General features: G+C 70.1%; 19 protein-coding genes. 12 read left to right on the forward strand and 7 right to left on the reverse strand.

Annotated elements, in window-relative coordinates; translation table 11 throughout:
• Window positions 1-91: 91 nt before the first annotated feature.
• Window positions 92-1,978 carry an alkaline phosphatase family protein gene (locus IEZ15_RS29255; RefSeq protein WP_189280066.1) on the reverse strand — a complete coding sequence of 629 codons (1,887 nt, stop codon included), beginning with the start codon at window positions 1,976-1,978 and terminating at the stop codon, window positions 92-94.
• 181 nt (window positions 1,979-2,159) lie between these two features.
• Here IEZ15_RS29255 and IEZ15_RS29260 point away from each other — a divergent pair, with 181 nt between their 5' ends.
• Window positions 2,160-3,077 carry a LysR family transcriptional regulator gene (locus IEZ15_RS29260; protein WP_189280067.1) on the forward strand — a complete coding sequence of 306 codons (918 nt, stop codon included), beginning with the start codon at window positions 2,160-2,162 and terminating at the stop codon, window positions 3,075-3,077.
• A 32-nt stretch (window positions 3,078-3,109) separates the two neighbouring features.
• On the opposite strand, the gene IEZ15_RS29265 is transcribed toward IEZ15_RS29260, so the two are convergent.
• Entirely contained in the window at window positions 3,110-4,057 is a 948-nt protein-coding gene (locus IEZ15_RS29265) for a hypothetical protein (protein WP_189280068.1), read from the reverse strand.
• Between the two features lie 242 nt (window positions 4,058-4,299).
• Between IEZ15_RS29265 and IEZ15_RS29270 the strand changes: the two genes are divergently transcribed.
• From IEZ15_RS29270 to IEZ15_RS29290, 5 genes are all read left to right on the forward strand, one after another.
• Window positions 4,300-5,988 carry a thiamine pyrophosphate-dependent enzyme gene (locus IEZ15_RS29270; RefSeq protein WP_189280092.1) on the forward strand — a complete coding sequence of 563 codons (1,689 nt, stop codon included), beginning with the start codon at window positions 4,300-4,302 and terminating at the stop codon, window positions 5,986-5,988.
• 13 nt (window positions 5,989-6,001) lie between these two features.
• Window positions 6,002-7,381 (forward strand): NAD-dependent succinate-semialdehyde dehydrogenase, encoded by a 1,380-nt coding sequence (locus IEZ15_RS29275; RefSeq protein WP_189280069.1) that lies wholly within the window; start codon window positions 6,002-6,004, stop codon window positions 7,379-7,381.
• Window positions 7,382-7,692: 311 nt separating this feature from the next.
• On the forward strand, window positions 7,693-9,093 hold the full coding sequence (hydA, locus tag IEZ15_RS29280) for a dihydropyrimidinase (RefSeq protein ID WP_189280070.1): 1,401 nt from the start codon (window positions 7,693-7,695) through the stop codon (window positions 9,091-9,093).
• A 10-nt stretch (window positions 9,094-9,103) separates the two neighbouring features.
• Complete coding sequence (locus IEZ15_RS29285) at window positions 9,104-10,105, forward strand: TIGR03842 family LLM class F420-dependent oxidoreductase (protein ID WP_189280071.1); 1,002 nt, start codon at window positions 9,104-9,106, stop codon at window positions 10,103-10,105.
• Between the two features lie 124 nt (window positions 10,106-10,229).
• Window positions 10,230-11,789, forward strand: coding sequence for an NCS1 family nucleobase:cation symporter-1 (locus IEZ15_RS29290; RefSeq protein ID WP_189280072.1), 1,560 nt, complete (start codon window positions 10,230-10,232; stop codon window positions 11,787-11,789).
• On the opposite strand, the gene IEZ15_RS29295 is transcribed toward IEZ15_RS29290, so the two are convergent.
• Together IEZ15_RS29295 and IEZ15_RS29300 are read right to left on the reverse strand one after the other, a co-directional pair.
• Window positions 11,752-12,528: a hypothetical protein gene (locus IEZ15_RS29295; RefSeq protein WP_189280073.1), complete on the reverse strand. Its 777-nt coding sequence runs from the start codon at window positions 12,526-12,528 to the stop codon at window positions 11,752-11,754. The genes IEZ15_RS29290 and IEZ15_RS29295 overlap by 38 nt on opposite strands.
• A gap of 137 nt (window positions 12,529-12,665) precedes the next feature.
• Window positions 12,666-12,848: a hypothetical protein gene (locus IEZ15_RS29300; protein WP_189280074.1), complete on the reverse strand. Its 183-nt coding sequence runs from the start codon at window positions 12,846-12,848 to the stop codon at window positions 12,666-12,668.
• Window positions 12,849-12,870: 22 nt separating this feature from the next.
• On the opposite strand from IEZ15_RS29300, the gene IEZ15_RS29305 reads away from it, so the two are divergent.
• Both IEZ15_RS29305 and IEZ15_RS29310 read left to right on the forward strand, forming a co-directional pair.
• On the forward strand, window positions 12,871-13,176 hold the full coding sequence (locus tag IEZ15_RS29305) for a hypothetical protein (RefSeq protein WP_189280075.1): 306 nt from the start codon (window positions 12,871-12,873) through the stop codon (window positions 13,174-13,176).
• 140 nt (window positions 13,177-13,316) lie between these two features.
• Window positions 13,317-14,792 carry an amidase gene (locus IEZ15_RS29310; RefSeq protein WP_189280076.1) on the forward strand — a complete coding sequence of 492 codons (1,476 nt, stop codon included), beginning with the start codon at window positions 13,317-13,319 and terminating at the stop codon, window positions 14,790-14,792.
• On the opposite strand, the gene IEZ15_RS29315 is transcribed toward IEZ15_RS29310, so the two are convergent.
• On the reverse strand, window positions 14,770-14,961 hold the full coding sequence (locus IEZ15_RS29315; RefSeq protein WP_189280077.1) for a hypothetical protein: 192 nt from the start codon (window positions 14,959-14,961) through the stop codon (window positions 14,770-14,772). The genes IEZ15_RS29310 and IEZ15_RS29315 overlap by 23 nt on opposite strands.
• A 217-nt stretch (window positions 14,962-15,178) precedes the next feature.
• Between IEZ15_RS29315 and IEZ15_RS29320 the strand changes: the two genes are divergently transcribed.
• Window positions 15,179-17,695 carry a SpoIIE family protein phosphatase gene (locus IEZ15_RS29320; RefSeq protein ID WP_189280093.1) on the forward strand — a complete coding sequence of 839 codons (2,517 nt, stop codon included), beginning with the start codon at window positions 15,179-15,181 and terminating at the stop codon, window positions 17,693-17,695.
• 39 nt (window positions 17,696-17,734) lie between these two features.
• On the opposite strand, the gene IEZ15_RS29325 is transcribed toward IEZ15_RS29320, so the two are convergent.
• Both IEZ15_RS29325 and lplAB read right to left on the reverse strand, forming a co-directional pair.
• Complete coding sequence (locus IEZ15_RS29325; protein WP_189280078.1) at window positions 17,735-18,070, reverse strand: hypothetical protein; 336 nt, start codon at window positions 18,068-18,070, stop codon at window positions 17,735-17,737.
• Between the two features lie 80 nt (window positions 18,071-18,150).
• Window positions 18,151-19,215 carry a lipoate-protein ligase LplAB gene (gene lplAB, locus IEZ15_RS29330; RefSeq protein WP_114249393.1) on the reverse strand — a complete coding sequence of 355 codons (1,065 nt, stop codon included), beginning with the start codon at window positions 19,213-19,215 and terminating at the stop codon, window positions 18,151-18,153.
• A gap of 697 nt (window positions 19,216-19,912) precedes the next feature.
• Here lplAB and IEZ15_RS29335 point away from each other — a divergent pair.
• From IEZ15_RS29335 to IEZ15_RS29345, 3 genes are all read left to right on the forward strand, one after another.
• Complete coding sequence (locus IEZ15_RS29335) at window positions 19,913-20,338, forward strand: hypothetical protein (RefSeq protein ID WP_189280079.1); 426 nt, start codon at window positions 19,913-19,915, stop codon at window positions 20,336-20,338.
• 841 nt (window positions 20,339-21,179) lie between these two features.
• Window positions 21,180-22,556 carry a SulP family inorganic anion transporter gene (locus IEZ15_RS29340; protein WP_308427453.1) on the forward strand — a complete coding sequence of 459 codons (1,377 nt, stop codon included), beginning with the start codon at window positions 21,180-21,182 and terminating at the stop codon, window positions 22,554-22,556.
• Window positions 22,557-22,953: 397 nt separating this feature from the next.
• Window positions 22,954-23,424 (forward strand): hypothetical protein, encoded by a 471-nt coding sequence (locus IEZ15_RS29345; RefSeq protein ID WP_189280081.1) that lies wholly within the window; start codon window positions 22,954-22,956, stop codon window positions 23,422-23,424.
• The last annotated feature ends 114 nt before the right edge of the window (window positions 23,425-23,538 follow it).

Here is a 23,538-nt window from a genome sequence, read left to right on the forward strand (position 1 = left end):
CGGCGCGGGAGCGGCGTGGCCGGGAACGGCCTCCGGCGTATGCGCGTTGCGGCCGGGCCCCGGTCGGTTACTCCGGGGCCCGGCCGATCGGTCAGCCCCGGTGGCCGGTGGGGCGGGTGAGGTCCAGGGTGCGGACCGGGTCGAGTTCGCCGTAGTACGCGAGGTGCTGGTAGCGCACGTCGGTGACGGTGAGGGTGGCCTCGGCGATGCCCTGTGGCACGGTGGTCCTGAAGCGCACCGAGCCGTCCTTCTTCGTCGTACCGGTCAGCTTCTGCACCCTGCCGCCGGCCGTCAGCTCGGCCGTGACCTTCGCGTCCTTCACGGGCTTGCCGTGCGCGGTCTTGACCACGCCGTTCGTGGTGACCTTCCAGGCCGCGTCGGAGCCGGGCCGCCCCAGCAGCTCGGTGCCGGCCTCCAACGAGGTGAGGGCGAGCTGCGACGGCGGGTCGGGCTGGCCGAAGGCGACCTGGTCGATGGTCCAGAAGGCGCTGTTCGTACCGGTGTAGCGGAAACTCAGCCGGGCAGACTTCGCGCCCGCCGGGACAGCGAGCTCAAGACGCTCGACGGTGTTGGCGTCGCTCCGGTACGACTTCACGAGCTGCGGGGTGCCACCGTCGTACGAGACGTACACATCGCCGCTCTGCGGTCCGTCGACGCGGTAGTTCGTGGCGTACGAGACGGTCGCCTTCGCCGCCCCGTTCAGCTTGTACGCGGGGCTGACCAGGGTGGAGTCGAACTGTCCGGCGTCGTGCGCCTTGTCGTCCCACTCGTCGGAGTCGGCGACCGCGAACACATTGCGGGCGCGGACGTTCGTCTCGCGGCCCTGGCCTCGCTCGGCGTCGGTCCAGAACTCGTCGGTGGCGAAGGACCAGCCGCGCCACTCGGTGACACCACCGGCCGGCATCTTCGAGTTGTCGACGGACCAGCCATCGGGTGCGGTGTTCGTCCATCCCTTGGCGTCGGCCGGGAGCCCGGTCTCGTCGATGGGCGTACGGAGGGAGCCGCGCAGCGCGTCGAAGGCGTCCGTCTTCGGCTCGGCGAGCGAGGTGCCGTCGAGGTTCCAGGCGGGGTCGGTTGCGACACCCTCGTGGCGCAGGACGGTGGGCGCGATGTCGGTGATCTTGACGTCGTCGCGTACCGAACCGGGCTCGATGCCCTTGCCCTGGGCGATCACGAACGTGCCGCGCTCCAGCGGGGTGTTGCCGCCGTGGCCGCCGGTGGGGGTGTGGCCGTGGTCGGCGGTGACGACGACGAGCCAGTCCTCATCGGCGTACGTCGGCCGCGAGGTCACGGCGTCGAGCAGCCGGCCGACCTGCGCGTCGGCGGTGTTCAGGGCCTTGAGATAGGCGTCGCTCGCGGAGCCGGAGCTGTGACCGGCGCCATCGACCTCGTCGAGGTGGACGAAGGTGGAGTCGGGGTTGCCGTGCGCGAGGTAGTCCTCGGCCTTCGCGGTGGTGCCCTCGTCGTTGCCGCCCGCGATCCGCAGATCGGTCTTCGCGCCGAAGACGATCTGCGGGATCGGGCTCCAGGTGCCGACGATCAGGGTGGACGTGGCCGGGTCGGCGGTCTCCAGCCGGGTCGCGTAGTCCGGGTACCGGCCGTAGTCGGGGGCAGTGAAGTTGTTGTCCTTCACATTGTGCTTGTCGGGCCAGACGCCTGTGGCGATGGACGACCAGCCGGCACCGGAGACGGTCGGGGCCATCGGGTTGGCGTACAGGTTGCTTCGTGCGGTCAGGCCCTTGGCCATCAGCTGCTCGATGTGCGGTACGTCGCCACGCGAGAAGGCGTCGAAGGTGGCGCCGTCGATACCGATGACCAGGGACTTGGCCTGCTTGGTACCGGACGGCAGACCGGCGTACGGGGCAGCGGCTGCGGCCCCGTACTCCTGGGCGTGGGCGGCCGTGGTGGCGAGCGGCAGTGCGACGGCGGCGACGGTGGCGGCGGCCAGCACCGTACGCGCGGAGCGCGACAGGGACACGTGATCCTCCCGGATCGGTCAGGGGACACCGGACATCGGGGGCGTCCGGTGTTGCGTCCGAGACTCGCCGTCGGTGGTGATCGGACCACGCCGCGTAAGGGACGAGCGCATGAATCGTACCCAACATTTGGCCCAGACCCATTATAATTTCGTTATTTTTCGGCGTCGCTATCATCGGCCGATGAACTACCGGCGCCTCCTCTATTTCCTCGCCGTCGTCGACGCCGGGACCATCACTTCCGCCGCCGCCACCCTCCATGTCGCCCAGCCGGGACTGAGCCGTCAGCTCAAGACGCTGGAGCGCGAGCTCCGGATGACGCTCTTCGAGCCGCGCGGCAACCGGCTGGTGCTGACCGCCTCCGGGCGCGCCTTCGTCCCCCTTGCCCGTCGGGTCATCGCGGAGACCCGTCAGATGGAGGCCGCGGTCGAGGGGCTCCGCTCCGGGCGGGTCGCGCAGCTGACGGTCGCCGCGACGGCGGCCACCATCCGGGGCTTCCTCGCGCCGTTCATCGCCACGACGGGCCCGGACGATCCGCCGCTGATCACCCGGCAGGCCGGCCACTTCGCCCTCAACGACGAACTCCTGGACGAGGCGGACTTCATCGTGTCCCCGACGCCGATGGTCGAGGGCTTCGAGACCGTCGACCTCGGCGGCACCGCGCTGAAGGCACATGTCGCCCCCGGCCATCCCTGGGCCGAGGAGGGCCGCACGGAGGTCGGCCTCGCCGAGATCTGCAGCGACCGGCTGTTCGCCCACTCGCGCTCCAGCGTCAGCCGCGCCGTACTCGACAACGCGCTCGGTGCGGCACATCTCGCACCCGAGCGGCTCACCGAATGCGAGGACGGCCCGACCGTGGAGGCACTCGCGGTGGCAGGGCACGGGATCGGGGTCAGTACGGACCTGCCGCGGTACGGGGCGCATGCGCTGTGGATCACGGTGGAAGGGACCGGACGCAGGGAGGTGCTTCAGGTGCCGCTCCATGTGGCCTGGCTGCCGGGCCACTTCGCGGCCGACACCATTCGCGCTACGGCGGTGCGGCTGCGGGACTTTCTCGTGGGACAGGGGGACGCCGTGATCCCGGCGCCCCCGCGTCCCTGACCGTCCCGCGGAGGCGTGCGGATGCGCGAGAGCTACGGCGTGACGCGGTCGAACCTCACCCGGCCTCCGTGGTTCTCGTCGTCCGTGCCCCAGATGGCCCGCCCATCGCGCGGGAACGCGATCGCCTCGATCTTGCGGTCGTCCTGCTTGGTGAAGCGGCGCAGCGGGGTGAGCTCGTCCGTCTTCCTCAGTCGCAGAACGGCATGGTGCGCGCCGTCCACGGCGAGCCGTCCGGCGTTGTAGACCGCGGAGCTGAACGGTCCGTCGTCCATGTTGGGATCCGACGCCGACGACACCAGGACGGTCCCGTCCGCCAGGACCTTCAGGTCACTGATGTGCCGCACCTCGTCCTCGTTCGGAAGCGGCACGGCGAATTCCTGCCGCGCGGTGGGAGAGCCGAAGTCGAGGCCGTATGTGCCGACCCTTGCCGAAGCGGCGCGTACGACTGCCTTCAGTGCGCCGCTGCCGCGGGTGGCCCACACGGCGAAAACGCTGCCCGACCTGTCGCGGTGCAGCGCGAAGCTCTCGTAGTTGTCGCCGTCGCGCCGCTCCGGCACGGTGACGGGACCTCCCTGAACCGTCGCCCGGCCGTTCGCCACAAGGATGTGGTACGCGTCGCCGTTGCCGGCCAGGGCGATGTAGTGGCCGGCGCGGCCGGGCACCGCGTCGAGCGCCTCCAGGTCCTTCGGCAGTACGCCGAGCCAGAGCAGTTCGGTGGTCACGGGCGCTCTGCCCGGCCTCAGCCGCACGGTGGCCACCCGGCTCTCGCCATCCCCCTTGTTGTCCCGCACGATGACGGCATCGTCCCGGTTCGGCCCCACGGGGGCGCCCTCGGTCGGAGCCATGCCGCTGACACCGCCCTGGATGCCGGCCCCGACCTGTCGCCATCCGTCAGAAGGGCCGGCCGCCCGGGCCCCCAGAGCCGCTGCGGCGATGGAGGCGCAGGCCACGGCCGACACGATGAATCCATTTCTGATCATGGCACCGAAGCCAGGCCGCTGGCCCCGTCCCCGGCCCGGACCGGCTCCGTGCCGCCCGGCAGATTCCCTCGCCCGGCGGCCACGTCGTACGCCACCTGGCTTTCATGCTCAATGGTTATGGTCGGGTTGCCATTTGTGTATTGGACGGCATGACCGATGCCTTCCGATACTGAGGGACCTGCCGAGCGCATCCGTATCCGCAATTGCGCCGCACCTCCCCGAAGGACCCGTCCGTGACCGTCATGTCACCCGCTTCCGCACGCCCCGGCACCGACCGCGCCCGCACCGCCGGTCACGCCATCGTCGAGTCCCTTGCCCTGCACGGGGTCCGGCGAGTCTTCGCAGTCCCCGGCGAGAGCTACCTCGACGTCCTCGACGGGCTGCACGATTCCGACATCACCACCGTCGTCTGCCGCCACGAGGGCGGCGCCACCTACATGGCGGAGGCGCACGGAAAGCTCACCGGTGAGCCCGGCGTCGCCATGGTCACCCGCGGGCCCGGCGCCGCCAACGCCTATGTGGCCGTCCACGCCGCCTGGCAGGACGCCACACCGCTCGTTCTGTTCGTCGGCCTGATCCCGAGCGACCACCGTGACCGCGAGGCCTTCCAGGACTTCGACCCGCGTGCCTGGTTCGGTACGCAGGCCAAGCGCGTCCTCCTCCTCGACCGGCCGGAGCGCGCCTCCGAACTGGTTGCCGAGGCCTTCTTCGCCGCCCGTTCGGGCCGTCCCGGGCCGGTCGTCGTGGGGCTGCCCGAGGACATCATCACCCGCCCCGCATCGCCGGAGCTCCACCCGGTCGTCCCGGTGACGGACGGCGGCGTCGCCCCCGCCGAACTCGACGCGCTGCGCGATCTGTTCGTCCGCGCCGAACGTCCGCTCATCCTCGCCGGCGGCCCTCGCTGGACGCCTCGCGCCGCCGCCCGGCTCACCGCCTTCGCCGAGCGCCACCGCATTCCGGTCGCCCAGGACTGGCGGGCCTCCGACCGGGTTCCCTTCGACTCACCGGTCAATACCGGCCAGTTGGGATACGGGCGGCTCGACTCGCTGGCCCGCCGGGTCGAGGAGGCCGACCTGCTGCTCTGCGTCGGCGGCGTACTGACCGACGTGCCCAGCGACGGCTACACGCTGCGCCAGTCCCCGTCGTCCACCACCGTCGTCGCCAACATCGACGCCACCCTGCGCGGTCGCAGCGGCGCCCTCACCCGGCAGATACTCGCAGCCCCCGACACCTTCACCGAAGCCCTGGTCGGCCTCGACCTGACCGGTCACCCCGACTGGACGCGGTGGACCGCCGAGGCCCGCGAGGAGCAGGCCCGGCACGCCGCGCTGCCCGCCGCGGCCCGCACCGGCGCCGGGCTACCGGCGACCGCACCGGGCACCGCCCACATGACGAGCGTCATCGCCGAACTCGTCGAACGGCTCCCCGACGACGCCGTCCACACCTTCGGCGCCGGCAACCACTGCATCTGGGCCCAGCGTTATCTGCCGACCCGGGTCTTCCCCAGCCAGCTCAGCATGCGCAACGGCTCCATGGGCTACAGCGTCCCGGCCGCCCTGGCCGCCTCGCTGGAGAGCCCCGGCCGGCTGACCGTCGCCATCGCGGGCGACGGCGAGTTCCTGATGAACGGTCAGGAGATCGCCACGGCAGTGCAGTACGGTGCGGCCTTTCTCGTGATCCTGATGGACAACCGGCAGTACGGAACGATCCGCGAGCACCAGGAACGCCACTATCCGGGCCGGATCAGCGGCACCCAGCTCGCCAACCCCGACTTCGCCGCCTACGCGCGTGCCTTCGGCGCCCACGGCGAGACCGTTACCGCCGACGACCAGGCGGCCGGGGCCGTCGAGCGTGCGCTCAAGGCCGTGACGGACGAGCGCAGGCCCGCCGTCATCCACGTCGTCGTCGACCAGAACATCCCCCTGCCGTAAGCGAGTACACACCATGACCACCACTCAGTACGCCATCGTCGACCCGGCCACCGGAGCAACGGTCCGGCACTATCCACCGGCCACCGACGCATCGATCGCCCAGGCCCTGGCCGCCTCCGACGCCGCGCAGACCGGCTGGCGCGGGCGCCCCGCCGAGGAACGGGCCGCCCTGCTGCACCGCGTCGCCGATCTGCACGCCGAACGCAAGGACGACCTGGCCGCTCTGATCACTCAAGAGATGGGCAAGCCCGTCACGCAGGCCGGGATCGAGATCGACATCGTCGTGTCGATCTACCGCTACTACGCCGACAACGGCGCCGCCCTCCTTGCCGACGAGGAACTGGCCGTCGTCGCGGGCGGCACCGCCGTCGTCCGCAAGGAGGCGGTCGGTCCGCTCCTGGGGATCATGCCGTGGAACTACCCCTACTACCAGGTCGCCCGGTTCGCGGCGCCCAATCTGATGCTGGGCAACACGATCCTGCTGAAGCACGCCCCCCAGTGTCCCGCGTCCGCGCTCGCCATGGAGCAGATCTTTTGTGACGCCGGCCTGCCCGGGGGTGCGTACATCAACCTCTTCGCCTCCGACGAGCAGGTGGCCGACGTCATCGCGGACCCGCGGGTGCAGGGCGTCTCGCTGACCGGCTCCGAGCGGGCGGGCGCCGCGGTCGCCGAGATCGCCGGAAGGCACCTGAAGAAGGTCGTACTGGAGCTCGGCGGCTCCGACCCCTTCCTCGTGCTCGGCGGCGCCGACCTGACCCGCGCCGTCCAGCAGGCGTTCATCGGCCGGTTCGGCAATGCCGGCCAGGCCTGCAACGCCGCGAAGCGCATCATCGTCCTCGACGAGCAATACGACGCGTTCGTGGAGCAGTTCACCGCCGAGGTGCGGGCGGTCGAGCCCGGCGACCCCACCGACCCGGCCACCTTCCTGGGCCCGCTCTCCTCCGTCGCCGCCGCCGAGGGTCTCGCCGCCCAGGTCGACGACGCGGTGGCACACGGCGCGACGGTCCTCACCGGAGGCCGCCGCATCGACCGCCCCGGCGCCTGGTACGAGCCGACGGTCCTCACAGGGGTGACCGACCGGATGCGCGCCTTCCACGAGGAACTGTTCGGTCCCGTCGCCCTCATCCACCGAGTGGCCGACGAGGAAGAGGCGATCGCGCTCGCCAACAACAGCCCGTACGGCCTCGGCGCGGTCGTCCAGTGCGACGACGAGGCGCACGCACTGCGAGTCGCCGACCGTCTGGAAGCCGGGATGGTGTACATCAACGACGCCCCCGGTACCGCTGCGGAGCTCCCTTTCGGAGGGATCAAGCGGTCCGGGATCGGCCGTGAACTCGGCAGGTACGGCATGGACGAGTTCGCCAACAAGAAGCTGATTCGCGTCAAGCGCTAGCCAGGGCCCCTCGAACGTCACCCGTCACCCGTCACCCGTCGCCCGGACGCCAACCGCCACCGTCGCCCGTTACCTGCCCGTTTGCCGTCGGCGGCGCACGTATACAACACGGCGCGGCGCAGTTCCCCACCCGGGAACGGCGTCGCGTCGCGTCGCGCTGTGGGCCGGTGGAGTGCCAGGCGGGTGAAACAGAAACGTCTTCAGCGGTTAGCCGCAGCGGTATTGCCACAGTGGGTAACCCGCTTCTACGTTCTTCACCACGCACCCCATCTACGTGCGTAGACCCGTTCCGCCAGAGTGAGGAGGGGTACATGAGCCGCACCGTCATCCACGGTGGTCTCGTCATCACCGCGTCCGACGAAATCCATGCCGACGTACTCATCGAGGGCGGCCGCATCGCCGCCCTCGCGGCGCACGACACCGACGCGGCCGAGAGCTGGAGCGCCGACCGGAGGATCGACGCCACCGGCAAATACGTCATCCCCGGCGGTGTCGACGCGCATACGCACATGGAGATGCCGTTCGGCGGCACCTACGCCGCCGACACCTTCGAGACCGGCACCCGCGCGGCCGCCTGGGGCGGCACGACCACGATCGTCGACTTCGCCATCCAGTCCGTGGGCCGCGCGGTCCGCGAAGGGCTCGACGCCTGGTACGCGAAGGCCGACGGCAACTGTGCCATCGACTACGCCTTCCACATGATCCTCTCCGATGTGAACGAGTCCTCGCTCAAGGAGATGGACCTGCTGGTGTCGGAGGGCGTCACCTCCTTCAAGCTGTTCATGGCCTACCCCGGTGTCTTCTACAGCGACGACGGCCAGATCCTGCGCGCCATGCAACGGGCCTCCCACAACGGCGGCCTGATCATGATGCACGCGGAGAACGGCATCGCCATCGACGTCCTCGTCGAACAGGCACTGGCCGAGGGTCGCACCGACCCGCGCTACCACGGCGACGTCCGCAAGGTGGCGCTGGAGGCCGAGGCCACCCACCGCGCCATCCAGCTCGCCCGCGTCGCCGGATCCCCGCTGTATGTCGTGCATGTCTCCGCCGACGAGGCCGTCGCCGAGGTCGCCGCCGCCCGCCACAAGGGACTTCCCGTCTTCGGCGAGACCTGCCCGCAGTATCTCTTCCTCTCCACCGACAACCTCGCCGAGCCCGACTTCGAGGGCGCGAAGTACGTCTGCTCGACCCCCCTGCGCCCCAAGGAACACCAGGAAGCACTCTGGCGGGGCCTCAGGAACAACGAACTCCAGGTCGTCTCCACCGACCACTGCCCCTTCTGCTTCTCCGGACAGAAGGAGATGGGCCGCGGCGACTTCTCGAAGATCCCCAACGGCATGCCCGGCGTGGAGAACCGGATGGACCTCCTCCATCAGGCGGTCGTGGACGGTCACCTCTCGCGCCGCCGCTGGATCGAGATCGCCTGCGCCTCCCCGGCCCGGATGTTCGGCCTCTACCCGAAGAAGGGCACCATCGCCCCCGGCGCCGACGCCGACGTGGTCATCTACGACCCCGCGGCCGAACAGACCATCTCCGCCGAGACCCATCACATGAACGTCGACTACTCGGCATACGAAGGAAAGCGCATCACCGGCCAGGTCGAAACGGTCCTCTCGCGCGGTGAAGTCGTCATCGACGGAAGGAAGTTCACCGGCCGGGCCGGCCACGGAATGTACACCCCGCGCGCCACCTGTCAGTACCTGGACTAGGAGCACCGTCATGGACTTCGGACTCGTCCTCCAGACCGACCCGCCCGCCTCGGCCGTCGTCGGCCTGATGCGCCGCGCCGAGCGCAACGGCTTCCGCTACGGCTGGACCTTCGACTCGGCGGTGCTCTGGCAGGAGCCGTTCGTCATCTACAGCCAGATTCTCGAACACACCGAACACCTCGTCGTCGGCCCCATGGTCACCAACCCGGGCACCCGCACCTGGGAGGTCACCGCCTCCACCTTCGCCACCCTCAACGACATGTTCGGCAACCGCACCGTCTGCGGCATCGGGCGCGGCGACTCGGCGATGCGCGTCGCGGGACGCAAGCCCAACACCCTGGCCCGTCTCGGCGAGGCCATCGACGTCATCCGCGACCTCGCCGAGGGACGGGAGGCAACCGTCGACGGGCAGCGGGTCCAGATCCCCTGGGTGAAGGACGGCAGACTACCCGTCTGGATGGGCGCGTACGGCCCGAAGGCGCTCGCCCTCGCCGGGCAGAAGGCCGACGGCTTCATCCTCCAGCTCGCCGACCCGTTCCTCACCCAGTGGATGATCAAGGCGGTACGGGACACGGCGGAACGGGCGGGCCGCGACCCGGACTCCGTGACCATCTGCGTCGCCGCCCCCGCCTATGTGAGCGACGACCTCGACCACGCCCGCGAGCAGTGCCGCTGGTTCGGCGGCATGGTCGGCAACCATGTCGCGGACCTGGTCTCCCGGTACGGCGAGCACTCCGGACTCGTTCCCGAGGCACTGACCGCGTACATCGCCGGCCGGTCCGGCTACGACTACAGCCACCACGGCCGCGCCGGAAACCCCGACACGAGCTTCGTACCGGACGAGATCGTCGACCGGTTCTGCCTGCTGGGCCCCGCCGAGGCACACATCGAGAAGCTCCGGGCCCTGCGCGACCTGGGCGTCGACCAGTTCGCCGTCTACAACATGCACGACGCGCGCGAGGCGACGATCGACGCCTACGGTTCCGAGATCATCCCCGCCCTGTCCACCTGACCCGTCCGCCCCACGGTTGTACGCACCCCGTCCCACCGTTGTACGCACCCCCGTCCCACGGTTGTACGCACGCCCCGTGCCCCGCCCCGCACGGCACCGCTCCCGAGCGAAGGGTCCAGCCGCCATGACATCGACCGTCCCACCCACCCCACCCCTTCCACGGCAGGACCGGATATCCGGCCCGTCGGGCCGCGTCGAACTCGCCCCCGGCGCCGTCCCCACCGACAACCGGTTCGTCAACGAGGACCTGCTGCCCGTTCCGCTGGAACGGCGCCGCTGGACGACGTACAACTTCGCCGCCCTCTGGGTCGGCATGGCCCACAACATCCCGTCCTGGCTGCTCGCCTCCGGCCTGGTGGCCCTCGGCATGGACTGGAAGCAGGCCGTCCTCACCATCGCGCTCGCCAACCTGATCGTGCTCGGCCCGATGCTGCTCACCGGGCATGCCGGGCCCAAGTACGGCGTCCCTTTCCCCGTTCTGGCCCGAGCGTCCTTCGGTCTGCGCGGCGCCAACCTGCCCGCGCTGATCCGGGCCGCGGTGGCCTGTGCCTGGTTCGGCATCCAGACCTGGATCGGTGGCGTCGGCGTCTTCACCCTGCTCGGGAAGATCTTCGGCGGCTGGGCGAAGGCGTCCGAGATCGGCGGGCAGCCGTGGACGCTCTGGCTCTGCTTCATCCTCTTCTGGGCCCTCGAACTCGCCATCATCTACCGGGGGATGGACACCCTGCGACGGTTCGAGAACTGGGCCGCCCCGTTCGTCATCGTCGGCGCCGTGGTGCTTCTGGTCTGGGTCGCCGTCAAGGCCGGTGGCTTCGGCCCGCTGCTCGACCAGCCCTCCGAGCTCGGCTGGGGCAAGGATTTCTGGCCGGTCTTCTTCCCGTCCCTGATGGGAATGATCGCCTTCTGGGCCACGCTCTCCCTGAACATCCCCGACTTCACCCGCTTCGGGGCCGGTCAACGTGCCCAGATCTGGGGCCAGTCGCTCGGCCTGCCGACCACGATGACGCTCTTCGCCCTGCTATCGGTCCTGGTCACCTCCGGCTCACAGGCCGTGTACGGGGAGGCGATCTGGGATCCGGTCCAGCTCGTCGCCAGGACCGACAATGTCTTCGGTCTGCTCTACGCCCTGGTCACGGTGCTCGTCGCGACGGTCTCCGTGAACATCGCGGCGAACGTCGTGTCACCCGCGTACGACCTGGCGAACCTCGCACCCAAACTCATCAACTTCCGTACGGGCGCCCTGATCACGGGTGTCGTCGGCGTTCTCATCATGCCGTGGAAACTCACCGAGACCCCCGAGCTGTACATCTTCACCTGGCTCGGTCTGGTCGGCGGACTGCTCGGTACGGTCGCGGGCATTCTGATCGCCGACTACTGGATCGTCCGCCGCACCGTGCTCGACCTCGCGGACCTGTACCGTCCCGGTGGCCGCTACTGGTACGCGAACGGCTGGAACTGGCGGGCGGTCGTCGCGTTCGCCGTCGGCGGCGTACTGGCGATCGGTGGCTCCCACTCGGCCCCCGGCACGGGCCCGTTCCCGGCCGACGGCCTGATCCCGTTCCTCAAGCCGCTCGCGGACTACGGCTGGGCGGTCGGGCTGGCCTCGTCGCTGGTGCTGTACGTGGTGCTCAGCGGTCGGTCCGGGGTCACACCGGCGACATCGGGCGACTCAGCAGGGCGCTGATGTCGTACGTCTGATCCGGTGGCGGAGTGGCCCTGGGAACCGGCTTGTCGAAAGCCGAGAAGCCCATGACCGCGCTCGCCCCACCGCCCTGCACCGTGATCCTCAGCGGGTACGGCTTGCCCGTTGCCGCGACGTACGTCGTCAGCGTCCAACCGTCTCTGAGCCTGGTCAGCGGTACCACCGAAGCCCCGTCGAGCGTGGTCTTCCTGCCCTTGTTCAGCGTCCCACGGTCGTTGTCCGCGTGGTCGCTGACCAGCTTCTGGAAGGTGTCGAGATCGCAGCCGCTCACCAGTTCGCGCAGTCTCGGGTCGTCGGCCGAGCCCTTCATGTACCGCCCGTTGAGGATTGCGGCGAAGGCCGAGCCGACGCCGGGAACCTGGCTCTTCCAGAAGTTCGCATCCGGCTTCACCCAGACGTCGTCGCCGCGCTTCACGATCCGGGCCGACCCCTGATCGTTGCCGAGGTCCACCGAACCGTTGCAGTTGCCGTCCCGGTCCAGGGTGAGATCCAGGGTCGGCGCGGGGCTGCCGCTGTCGTAGTGGCCACGCGCGCTGAGGTGCAGGGAATGGACGCTCAGCAGCGCGTCACGTGACCGGTCGGCGATCTGCTGGGCGGGGAGCGTGTCGATGCCGTTGTCCGCCCGTGCCACACCACCGCCGATGACGCTGCCGCTGGTGAGTCCGAGTACGAGGACCGCCGCCTGGGCGGCCCGGCGTGTGCCGATGAGTTGGCCGGTCACGGCGCCTCCCTCGAAGGGCCCGTAGGGCCTGTTCAGGTGTGCGATCCGATCCATTTGAGCGTACGTCGGAGCGGGGCGGGTCGCGCGACGGAGGGAGCCGCCGGACCGGCCACCGGCCCCGGTGGCCGGTCCGGTCCTCAGCGCTGCCGGGCGCTCCGCTCCAGCAGTCGTGGAAGCGCACCCGCCAACCGCTCCCGCAGCCGGCCCGGATCGCTGTCCGCCCACGGATGGGTGGCGTGGAAAGCGGCCCAGTCCACCAGCCAGTCCAGCACCGTTTTGGGCGTGAACCCCTCCGCGTGCGGGCCGAGCACGGTGCGCAACAGGCTTGACGTGGTGCTCGAAATGGCAGACGGGGACAGCGCGGCCGCCTCGTCGGCCGTCCGCGGTATGTCCTCGTTCCACGGAGCGGCCTCGATCTTCACCCGCACGACGGAGAAACCCGCCGCGGTCCAGGACGATGCGGGTGAGTTTCAGGCCGTTGCGTTCCGCCCAGCGCTCCAGACGGGCACTCTCGTCCCTCTCGCCGCCGCCCGTACCGGGGAGTGGATCGAGCCGCACCGTCAGATGCGTCTCGAACTCTCCCTCGAACTCCGCTTCCACACGCCCCCCAGCAGTACTTTTGCCGTCCACTTCCGTCAGCGAACGTAGCAAGCGGCACTGATAGCCTCCGGCCACTCTCCGCCGAACGGTTGAGCGGACCGCCCACTACTCGTTACCCTCCGGTAAGTTCGTTCGGGCGTACAGGTGCGGGCGCGCGCACCTGCCGATACGAGGAAGGCAGGCAGCCCATGTCCTCAACGGAAGCCGTCGAAACGACCGAACCGGCCGGCCCGACCGGACTGGCCGACAGCGCACTGGAGCTGGCCGAAGGCCGTACCACCTCGACCGAACAGGTGTCCGCCTCCCTGTGCCGTATCGAAGCGAGCCAGGGCACCCTCAACGCGTTCAGGCACCTGCGCGCCGAGGCCGCACTCGCCGAGGCCGCCGAGGCCGACCGCCGGCTCGCCGCGGGGGAGCGGCTGCCCCTGCTCGGAGTTCCGGTCGCCGTCAAGGACGACACCGATGTCGTCGGGATGCCGACCTACTTCGGCTGCGACGGCGATCTGCCCGCCGCCACCGCCGACAGCGAGGCCGTACGCAGGCTGCGGGCGGCCGGGGCCGTGATCGTGGGGAAGACCAATTCCTGCGAGCTGGGCCAGTGGCCGTTCACCGAGGGCGCGGCCTTCGGCGCCACTCGCAACCCCTGGAACACGGGACACACCCCCGGCGGCTCGTCCGGCGGTTCGGCGGCGGCCGTCGCGGCCGGGCTCGTACCCGCCGCGCTCGGCTCGGACGGCGCGGGGTCCGTCCGTATCCCCGCAGCCTGGACCCATCTCGTCGGCATCAAACCGCAGCGCGGCCGGATCTCCGTCCACCCGCACAGCGACGCCTTTCAGGGCTTGACCGTCAACGGCCCCCTGGCCAGGACCGTCGCCGACGCCGCCCTGCTGCTCGACGCGGTCGCCGGACCCCACCCCGACGACCCGCACCGCCCGCCCCCCGTCGAGGCATCGGCCGCAGCCCGCCGCGACCCGGGCAGACTGCGCATCGCCGTCGCCTGGCGCCCCCCGCTCACCCTCACCGGCTCCACGCCCCACCCCGATGTGCGCAGGGCCGTCACCGCACTGGCCGAGGCGCTCGCCCGCCTCGGCCACGACGTCGAGGAGGCCAGACCCCGCTACGGACTGATCGGCCTCGGCTTCGTGCCCCGCGCCACCGCCGGGATCGCCGAACTCGCCGCCCGCCACCCCGACCCCGCCCTCCTGGACCCGCGCACCCGCAGCGCCCTGCGCACCGGCACCCGGCTGGGCGGCCGGGTGGTGCGCGCGGCCAGGGAGCGGGAGGTGCGCCAGCACCGCAGGATCGGAGCGTTCTTCCACACGTCCCGGGCCGGCGCCGGGTACGACGTACTGCTCACTCCGACGACCGCCCTGCCACCGCCCCCGATCGGCAGGTTCGACGGGCTGAGCGCCTGGCGCACCGATGTGACGATGGCCGAGGCCTGCCCGTATGCCTGGCCCTGGAACGTACTGGGCTGGCCCGGCATCAACGTACCGGCCGGGTTCACCTCCGACGGGCTGCCCGTCGGTGCCCAGCTGCTGGGCCCCTCCCGCAGCGAGGAACGGCTGATCTCCCTCGCCGCCCAGCTGGAGGCCGACCGCCGCTGGTACGAGCACCGGCCCCCCGCCCCTCCTGCCTCGGTCAGACCGGGCGGCGGGCGCTGACCACCCACACCCCCGCCCGCATCAGCACACCCTCCGGGGTCTCGTGCGCCACCAGCACATCCGTCATCGAGACCCGGGTGGCATCGGAGACGGAGAGCCCCGGCGTCCGGGAGACGAAGAACTCCACCGCGTCCGCCGCATCCCGGCCCCAGCAGGTGGCCGCGGTCACGCGGCCGGCGCACTCGCGCTGCCGGCAACACTGGAACGACCGGGCCGCGTACCGCATCGTGCAGGAGGCCCTCACCAATGGTCGCACCCCGTGAACCCCGCCCCTGAAGGCGGAGCGACAGCAGCCCCGCCCGTCCGGTCCACGGTGGCGGACGTTCGCACCGGAGCGCCGTAGGCGGGATCATGGACTGGAACGGAGTGGATGGGTGGTGACCAGTATGGCGTCCGAAGGCCCGCAGTCGGCGCCCGGAGCCGAGCCGTCGCAGCCCAGGACCCCCCAGCACTCCTTCGACACGGCGAACGACGCGACCGCGGTGGTGTCCGCTACCGGAACGGTCATCGGCTGGACGCACAGCGCACAGGACCTGCTGGGGTACCGCGCCGCCGAGGTGGTCGGCCGGTCCGCCGGTTTCCTCCTCGCAATGCCCGAGGACCCGGTGAGAGTGGCGAGGATCGCCGAGCGGTGCCGTGCGGGCGTGGGGTGGAGCGGTGTCGCCGACGTGCGGCGGCGCGACGGCGGGCGGATCGAAGTGGATCTACGGATCTCGGCCTCGTTCCACCTGGACGGCCGGGAGTGCTTCCTGGTCTCCGCACGCGAACGGCGACCGGTGGGGACGGTCGGGCAGTCGGTGCTCGACGCCTTCCTGACCAGCTCGCCGATCGGTATGGCGGTGATGAGCCCGCAGCTGCGCTACGTCTGGATGAACGAAACCCTGGAACGCATCGGCGGCGTCCCGCGAGAGCAGCGCGTGGGCCGCCGGATGGGCGAAGTGCTCCCGGGACTGGAGACCGACGCCATAGAACCCCTGATGCGCCGTGTGCTGGACACCGGGGTTCCCGTCATCGACTTCGAGTACCGGGGCTGGAGCTGGGCCGATCCGCACCGTGAGCGCGCCTACTCCACGTCGTTCTTCCCCCTGGCCGACGCCGACGGCACCGTCACCGGCATCTGCTACATGGTCCTGGACGTCACCGACCGGTGGAAGGCCCAGCAGCGCCTGGCCCTGGTCAACGACGCCGGAGCCAGCATCGGCTCCACCCTGGACGTGATGCGCACGGCTCAGGAGCTGGCCGACTTCGCGGTGCCGCGGTTCGCCGACTTCGTCGCCGTCGACCTCCTGGAGCCGGTCGCCAGCCCCGAGGAGCCCGGCCCATGGCCTTCGGGCACGGTGCCTTCCGGTACGGGAGGAGCCGCTCGCTCCGGTGGCGGTGCCGCGTCGTCCCGGCCGACGATGCGCCGGGCAGGGATGAGCTCGGTGCGGGAGGGCTGCCCGGAGGCGGTCTACCGGATCGGGGAACGGGTGGATTCCCTGCCCCCGCCCCACGACGTCCGTTTCCTCAGCGACGGCGAACCCGTCCTGATCCCGGCCCTCGACACCGTCAGGCATCTGTGGGCGGCCGAACAACCCGCCAGGGAAGCGACCATCCGCGAGTTCGGTCTCCACTCCCTCATCGCCGTTCCCATGCGGGCCCGGGACACAGTGCTCGGCCTGACCACCTTCGTACGATCGGTGAACCCGGCCCCTTTTGAGCCGGACGACGTGCTTCCGGCCCGCGACCTGGTGGCACGGGCGGCGGTGTGCGTGGACAACGCACGCCGTTACACCCGCGAGCACGCCGCCGCGCTCACCCTGCAGCGCAGCCTGCTCCCGCACACGCTGCCCGGAGGCATGGCCCTGGACGTGGCCTCCTCGTACCTCCCGGCGGATGCCAAGGACGGTGTCGGGGGCGACTGGTTCGACGTGATCCCGCTGTCCGGCGCCCGGGTCGCCCTGGTCGTCGGCGATGTCGTCGGACACGGCATCAGCGCCGCAGCGACCATGGGCCGGCTCCGCACCGCGGTGCACACCCTCGCCGACATGGACCTTCCCCCCGATGAACTGCTGGCCCACCTCGACGACCTCGTGATCCGCCTGAGCGACGAGGAACCCGAGGGTGGGTCGAGCGGCACGACCGTGCTGGGCGCCACCTGTCTGTACGCCGTCTACGACCCGGTCACCCAGCTCTGCACGATGGCGCGCGCCGGCCACCCGCCCCCCGTCGTCGTCTCCCCGGACGGGCGCGTCAACTTCCCCGAACTGCCCGCAGGCCCCCCGCTCGGCCTGGGCGGTCTGCCCTTCGAGACAGCGGAGATCGAGCTGCCGGAGGGCAGCCTGATCGCCCTCTACACCAACGGTCTCATCGAAGGCAGGGACCGGGACGCCGACCTCGGGATGTCCCGCCTCGGCGGTGCCCTGGCCCAGCGCGGACTCCCGCTCGACACGCTGTGCGCGACGGTCGTGGAGCAGCTGCTTCCCGTGCCGCAGCCCGACGACGTCGCCCTGCTCCTCGCCCGCACCCACGAACTGAGCGCCGACCACGTCGTCTCATGGGAGGTACCCGCCGACCCGGCAGCCGTCGCGGGCGTCCGGGCCCGGACGGCCCGACTGCTGAGGACCTGGGGCCTGGAGGAGCTTCAGATGACGACCGAGCTGATCGTCAGCGAGCTGGTCACCAACGCGCTGCGCCACGCCACCGGCCCGATCCGGCTGAGGCTGCTGCGCCAGTCCGTCCTGATCTGCGAGGTCTCCGACGCCAGCAGCACCTCACCCCGGCTGCGCCACGCCAGGACCACGGACGAGGGCGGTCGCGGGCTCTTCCTCGTAGCCCAGCTCACCCACCGCTGGGGTACCCGCTACACGCCCGAAGGCAAGATCATCTGGACCGAGCAGGAACTGCCGGTGACGGGAACGTGAGGACGTTCGGGGGAAGCCTTTTACGGCACCGGCAGCAGGTCAGCCACCGCCCACCCGCGCGATGAGTTGCGGGGCGAGTACGGCGTACGGGTTGCAGATGTCATCGGTGAACCGGTCGGGTCCGCCGAGCCATCGGGTGTGGAGCTTGACCGCGGGGCCGGCGGTCCGTGTTTCGCGCAGTGACGGGGAGAGTGCGGCCGGCTGTTCCATGACGCGCAGTGGCCCGGCGAGTGTCTGCAGGTTGGCGACCATCCGTACGCCGGACCGCCCGGAAGTGATCGTGGACGAACCGAGCCACGGGTGGGTCGGCGGTTTCCTGGTCAGCGCGTTCAGTTCCGCCGCGTCGACGGTGCACCGGTGCGGATGGGCCCACATGCAGGCTCGGGCGGGAAGACGGTCAGCCGGGCAGCAATCTCCGTCAGGTCGCGTCGCAGCCCCTGGACAGTCCCAGGGGGCTAGGGCACCCGGGCCGTCCACTCGGATGTACCGAACTTGGTGCGTACGAGTTCCTCGGCCCGGGCCATCTCCTCAGGGGTTACCTTGCCGGGGGTGAGGCCGTGGCGTTTCCGAAAAGATTCGATCATGTTGTCGATGACGGTCTGGCGAGGGAGGCCGGTCTGCCGACGGAGGGGGTCGACGCGCTTCTTGGCGCTCCTGGTGCCCTTGTCGGACATCTTTTCCTTGCCGATGCGCAGGACATCGAGCATCTTGTCGGCGTCGATGTCGTAGGACATCGTCACGTGGTGCAGCACGGCGCCGGGCCCGCCGTCGGGGCCCACGATGCGCTTCTGGGCGGCTCCGGCGATCTTCCCGATGTCGGTCGCGATGTCGTTGAGCGGCTGGTACCAGGCTTTGATGCCCATGTCGCCGAGAGCACCGAGCACCCAGTCGTCGAGATAGGCGTAGCTGTCGGCGAACGAGAGGCCGGAGACGAGGGACTCCGGGACGGAGAGCGAGTACGTGATGGTGTTGCCGGGCTCCACGAACATGGCCCCACCACCGGATACGCGGCGGACGACCGTGATGCCGTGGCGTTCGGCGCCTGCCGGGTCGACCTCGTTGCGCAAGGACTGGAAGCTGCCGATGATCACGGCGGGCGCGGCCCACTCCCACACCCGGAGCGTCGGCGGACGTCGGCCCGCGGCGACCTCGGCGGTGATGACCTCGTCGAGGGCCATGTGGAGTGCGGGGGACTGCGGGGCCTCATGGATGAGCTGCCAGTCGTAGTCGCTCCACTCGGTGGCGTGCGCGAGGGCTCGGCGAACGGCGACGGCGACGCCCTCGGAGGTGAGGCCGAGCATCACGGTCGAGGCGGGGAGCGCCGCGTCGATCCGGGCGGTGAGACCGGCGGTATCGGTGTTGGCAGGGGCGCCCTCCAGCGCCGCGTCGATCGTGAGGATCGCCTCGTCCGGCTCCAGGAAGAAGTCCCCGGCCACCCGCACGTTGCGCAGTGCCCCGCCCTCGACATCGAGATCCACCACGACGAGCTTGCCGCCGGGGACCTTGTACTCACCGTGCACGGCCATGCCTCCAGTTCCGCCCGACTCTCATTTCCACGAATCGGTTCCGATCAGCGACAACACCGCAGCCGTACGGTTTACTCCGCACAATCGCAGTGATGGACATGCTGTCCAGGATCACGTTGCCTGCCGTCCGGACGTGGTCCCGATGACGCATCATGTGGAGTGCGTGGCGATCCCGGCCGGGTGGGCGCCCCGCAGTACGAGCGGGTGACGACGGGCTTCCCCCTCTTCATGCGCAACGTCCCCTCACCGGTGGTGTTGCCCCGGCGCGGACCTACGTCGTTCTTCTCCTGCCCGTCGTCCCGGCAGGCAGGATCGAGCCGGGCCGCGTCCTCGACCGCACTGTCGGCCTGGACCAGGTGCCTGGCGGCTACCACGCCATGGCAGACCGCGAGGCACTGAAGGTCCTCGTACGCCCCTGAACGGTTCACGCCCCGATCACGCGGACGAGCAGACCTTCGTCGACTGCCTCCCCGCGACCCGCGTCGTTCGGTCACGTCGTCAACATCGGCTGCCTGGACGGGGCGGACTCCACGCGGACAACTACTACGGGCCGCGGACGGCATCGCTGATCCAGTGCGCGTCCGGTGATTCGCCGTCCGGGTGAATTCGACACCGTACAGCTCATTTGCAGTGCCATCAGAAGCACTGGTGGGGTTGTCTGGTGATCCGGAGTCCGGCGGGAGGTGTGCACATGGTGCCCAGCAGCGGCAATGCGATGCGCCTGCTGTCCCGTGCCCTCTGTGCGATCACGCTGATCACTCTGGCGACGCTGGCACACGCCGTATCACTCCCGGCCTGGCAGCAGCCGACGTCCTCGCACATCGGCCTGGAAGGGCGCACTGTCCAGACCGTGACCGAGGACATCGACAGTGCCGCTCTCCCCGCAGTGGGGTCCGCCGTCCCGGACTCCGGAGGTCACGCGGGCGGTCATGGCTGGCGAGTGGGTTCGACTTCCATCGGTAAGCCGAAGCATGCTGCCGACCTCGTGGGTGCTTCCTCTGTCATGTCGCACGCGGTCCGCCGGGATGCAGGGGCGGGCAGGGGGCCCGCAAGGCCCGCGCCTGCCGCAGCCGCGGTCGCTGCCGGGTTCTCCTCAGGATGCGCCCTGCGCTGCTGAGCGAACCCGGCCTCTTCGATGTGCCTGCCACAGTGGGCGGGGCACCACGGAAGAGGCCTGCCGTCACAGTAGTTGACGCTCATCGACTGCGCAGGAGCACTCCGTCATGCCCGCAGACGTCTTTGCGGCCATGGGCGCGTTGGTACGCGCCGAGGCCGCCCGGAAAGTCACCTCATCCGCCCCGCCCGTGAACATCGCCCCATCTCCACTCGGCGATGGGTCCGTTCACGGCCCCGGTCCGCTGCCACAGGCACCGCGCCCTACGAAGGCGCCGTCCGGGTGGTGGCGCCGGGTTGTGGTCACGCGGCACCCCTGGTGTGTCACATTGCGCCGCCACGACCCCATCGGGGACGGCTCACCCGAACCCCGCCTCTGACTGCTTCCCGGCGGTGAGCGGGCCCAGCGGCGTGCGCCGCAGCGGTTCCTTCTGCCGGGGTGCATTCACCCAAGTCACAGACGCGCCCCGGGCGCATTGGGGACACCCGCCTGACATGCAATCCTTCATCGATCACGCCCGCGTCCTTCGCCGTCCACCCCTTCGACGCGACGATTACCCGGCCCGTCCGGCAAGGGCGGACGGCATCATCCCGTACCACAAGGTGAGGCGCATACAACTGCGCGCGTGGTGCTACGAAATCCACATCGGTACCGTGCTTGCCCATCGGCTGCACGAAGACGCGTTTCTCGCGTCGTGACCGGCACCCGCCCACCCGGCCGCGATCGGCACCCCAGAGGCAGGGGGGACGACCCCGCAGTCGCTAAGACGCGCGCCGCAGCGGCGGGGCGTGAGGTGGCGGCGTCCGTCGTTGTCTTCCTCGTGGCGCTTCCCCTGTGCGTCGGAGTGGCGACTGCGTCCGGCGTTCCGGCTGAACTCGGCCTCGTCACCGGCATTGTCGGCGGACTGGTGGTCGGCTGCCTGCCCGGCAGCAGCCTGCAGGTGAGTGGCCCGGCGGCCGGCCTGACCGTGCTGGTCCACGAGGCGGTCAGCGCTTATGGCATCACCGCCTTGGGGGTGATTGTCCTGGCGGCAGGCGTACTGCAGCTGGCCATGGGCCTGGCACGCATCGGAGGATGGTTCCGGGCAGTCTCTGTCTCCGTCGTACAAGGAATGCTCGCCGGAATCGGGCTCGTGCTGATCGCCGGTCAGCTCTACGCGATGGCGGACGCGACGGCACCGAGTACAGGCCCGGCGAAGATCATCGGCCTACCGGGACTGTTCGCGGGAGCAGTGGGCTCTTTCGAGGCACAGGCCGCACTCGCACTCGGGGCCACAACCATCGCGGTGATGACCGTGTGGAGACATCTGCCGCACGCTGTACGACGAGTACCGTCTCCGCTCGCCGGAGTCGGTCTGGCCACCGGACTGGCGGTTCTGTCCGACGCCCCTGTGGCGAAGGTCGAAGTACAGGGGGTGTTCGAGGCCATCCAGCCTCCGACCGCAGACGCCCTGGGGCAGTTGGCCGGGGTGAGTACGGTCGGCACGGTGCTCGCCTTTGCCCTGATCGCCTCGGCGGAAAGCCTGTTCGGCGCGGCGGCTGTGGACCGACTGCACGACGGGCCGCGTACCGACTACGACAAGGAGTTGATTGCCCAGGGCGTCGGAAACACGGTCTGCGGGATGCTCGGCGCCCTGCCGTTGACGGCAGTCATCGTGCGCAGCGCGGCGAACGTCCAGGCAGGTGCGCACACCAAGGCTTCCCGTGTACTGCACGGCGTCTGGCTGCTGCTGTTCGCTGCGATCCTGCCGTCCGCCCTCTCCGCGGTGCCGCTCGCCTCACTGGCAGGGGTTCTGATCTACTCGGGCGGCAAGCTGATCCCCGTCAGGGAATGGGGCGGACTGTGGCGCGAACAACGCGGAGAGGCCGTGATCCTCGTAGCAACGGCAGCCTCGATCGTCGTGGTCAACATGTTCGAAGGCGTGCTGATCGGTTTGGCGTTCGCCGTGGCAAAGACCGCTTGGGACACCTCCCACCTGCGCTTGGAGGTGTCCGATCAGGGCAATGGGCCGGTCAAGGTGTACATGATCGGCAACGCCACCTTTCTGCGACTGCCGAAGATGCTGGACGCGTTGGAGGCACTGCCCCGAAACCGCAGTGTGGAAATCGACCTGACGGGCCTGCGGCACCTTGACCACGCATGCCGCACCGCATTGTCCACATGGGCGGAGCCGCGCAATGAAGGACGCACCCAACCGGTCACCGTCATCGATGCCTCATGAGCCGGTCACGCACTCGGACTCATCCGACAGGCGACGAGTGTTCCGCACACAGACCGGCAGTGTCGGGGAAGTCCCGTCGGGGCGGGCGAAACGCAGCCGGACCATGCCTGCGGCGAGAGCGAACAGCCCCGGGACGATGAGGGGCCCGGGCCCGAACCGGTGATCACGCGCGGCGTCGGGGCGATCAGGCTATGAGGGTGCTGAGGCAGAACACCCGGAGCGGGCCGGCGTATTGGGCGATGACCGAGCTGAGGAAGACGCACGCGGAGCGCACCGCTGGGCTCACCGGCTGAGTTCCCTAGCAGATTTGCGTTGCTCGTACCGTCTTGATGGCATATTTCACCCTTACCTACCTATAAATGCGCATTGCTTCCTGTTCGGCGATACGGTCGGGGGCGTGCCGTCCTTTGTTGCCCCGGGGCCGGGTGTTCGCCGCCTCGTCATCACTCTGCTCCTGAGCCTGGCGATCGCCGCCGTGGCCCACGTGCTGACATGTGGTGTGCAGGCGCAGGACGGACACCACGTGTCGCTGCTCAGCGGTCCGCTGCCCGCAGCCGCCCCCCATGTGCGCGACATGGAGCCCGTGTCGGACACGGCGCAAACCATCGACCGCGACGTGTCCGAGACCGGGCATCATCCAGCGACTCCCGGCGGATGCTGTGATTCGGCGGTGCTCCTGGTCGAGGCGCCGACGCGCTCCGGGCTTCCCTTCCTGGCGGCGCTGCTGCTCACTCTGGCAGCGTGGGGGCTCATGGAGGCGGGCCTCTCGAGTCTGCCGTGGCGTCGTCCCGTCGGTCTCGCAGCCGACGGGCCGCCATGCCCCACGGGATTCTCTCTGCTGCGTCTGGTCTGCGTCAGCCGTACGTGAAACGGCTCGGTGCGCCCGGCCGCTCCCGCGACCGCCCGCACGAGCCGCCCGTACCCGTACCGCTCTCACGCGACGGCCCCGACCCGGTTCGCGGCCGTGGAAAGACCAGGTTGC

Origin of the sequence: Streptomyces atratus (assembly GCF_014648655.1) — a bacterium.
Taxonomy (GTDB): Bacteria; Actinomycetota; Actinomycetes; order Streptomycetales; family Streptomycetaceae; genus Streptomyces; species Streptomyces atratus.

Coding starts and splice junctions, on each gene's coding strand:
- IEZ15_RS29270 (WP_189280092.1), top strand. CDS start 4,300: ATGTCACCCGCTTCCGCACGCCCCGGCACCGACCGCGCCCGCACCGCC.
- hydA (WP_189280070.1), top strand. CDS start 7,693: ATGAGCCGCACCGTCATCCACGGTGGTCTCGTCATCACCGCGTCCGAC.
- IEZ15_RS29335 (WP_189280079.1), top strand. CDS start 19,913: ATGGTGCCCAGCAGCGGCAATGCGATGCGCCTGCTGTCCCGTGCCCTC.
- IEZ15_RS29275 (WP_189280069.1), top strand. CDS start 6,002: ATGACCACCACTCAGTACGCCATCGTCGACCCGGCCACCGGAGCAACG.
- IEZ15_RS29325 (WP_189280078.1), bottom strand. CDS start 18,070: ATGTGGGCCCATCCGCACCGGTGCACCGTCGACGCGGCGGAACTGAAC.
- IEZ15_RS29290 (WP_189280072.1), top strand. CDS start 10,230: ATGACATCGACCGTCCCACCCACCCCACCCCTTCCACGGCAGGACCGG.
- IEZ15_RS29260 (WP_189280067.1), top strand. CDS start 2,160: ATGAACTACCGGCGCCTCCTCTATTTCCTCGCCGTCGTCGACGCCGGG.
- IEZ15_RS29320 (WP_189280093.1), top strand. CDS start 15,179: ATGGCGTCCGAAGGCCCGCAGTCGGCGCCCGGAGCCGAGCCGTCGCAG.
- IEZ15_RS29265 (WP_189280068.1), bottom strand. CDS start 4,057: ATGATCAGAAATGGATTCATCGTGTCGGCCGTGGCCTGCGCCTCCATC.
- IEZ15_RS29310 (WP_189280076.1), top strand. CDS start 13,317: ATGTCCTCAACGGAAGCCGTCGAAACGACCGAACCGGCCGGCCCGACC.
- IEZ15_RS29305 (WP_189280075.1), top strand. CDS start 12,871: ATGGCAGACGGGGACAGCGCGGCCGCCTCGTCGGCCGTCCGCGGTATG.
- IEZ15_RS29285 (WP_189280071.1), top strand. CDS start 9,104: ATGGACTTCGGACTCGTCCTCCAGACCGACCCGCCCGCCTCGGCCGTC.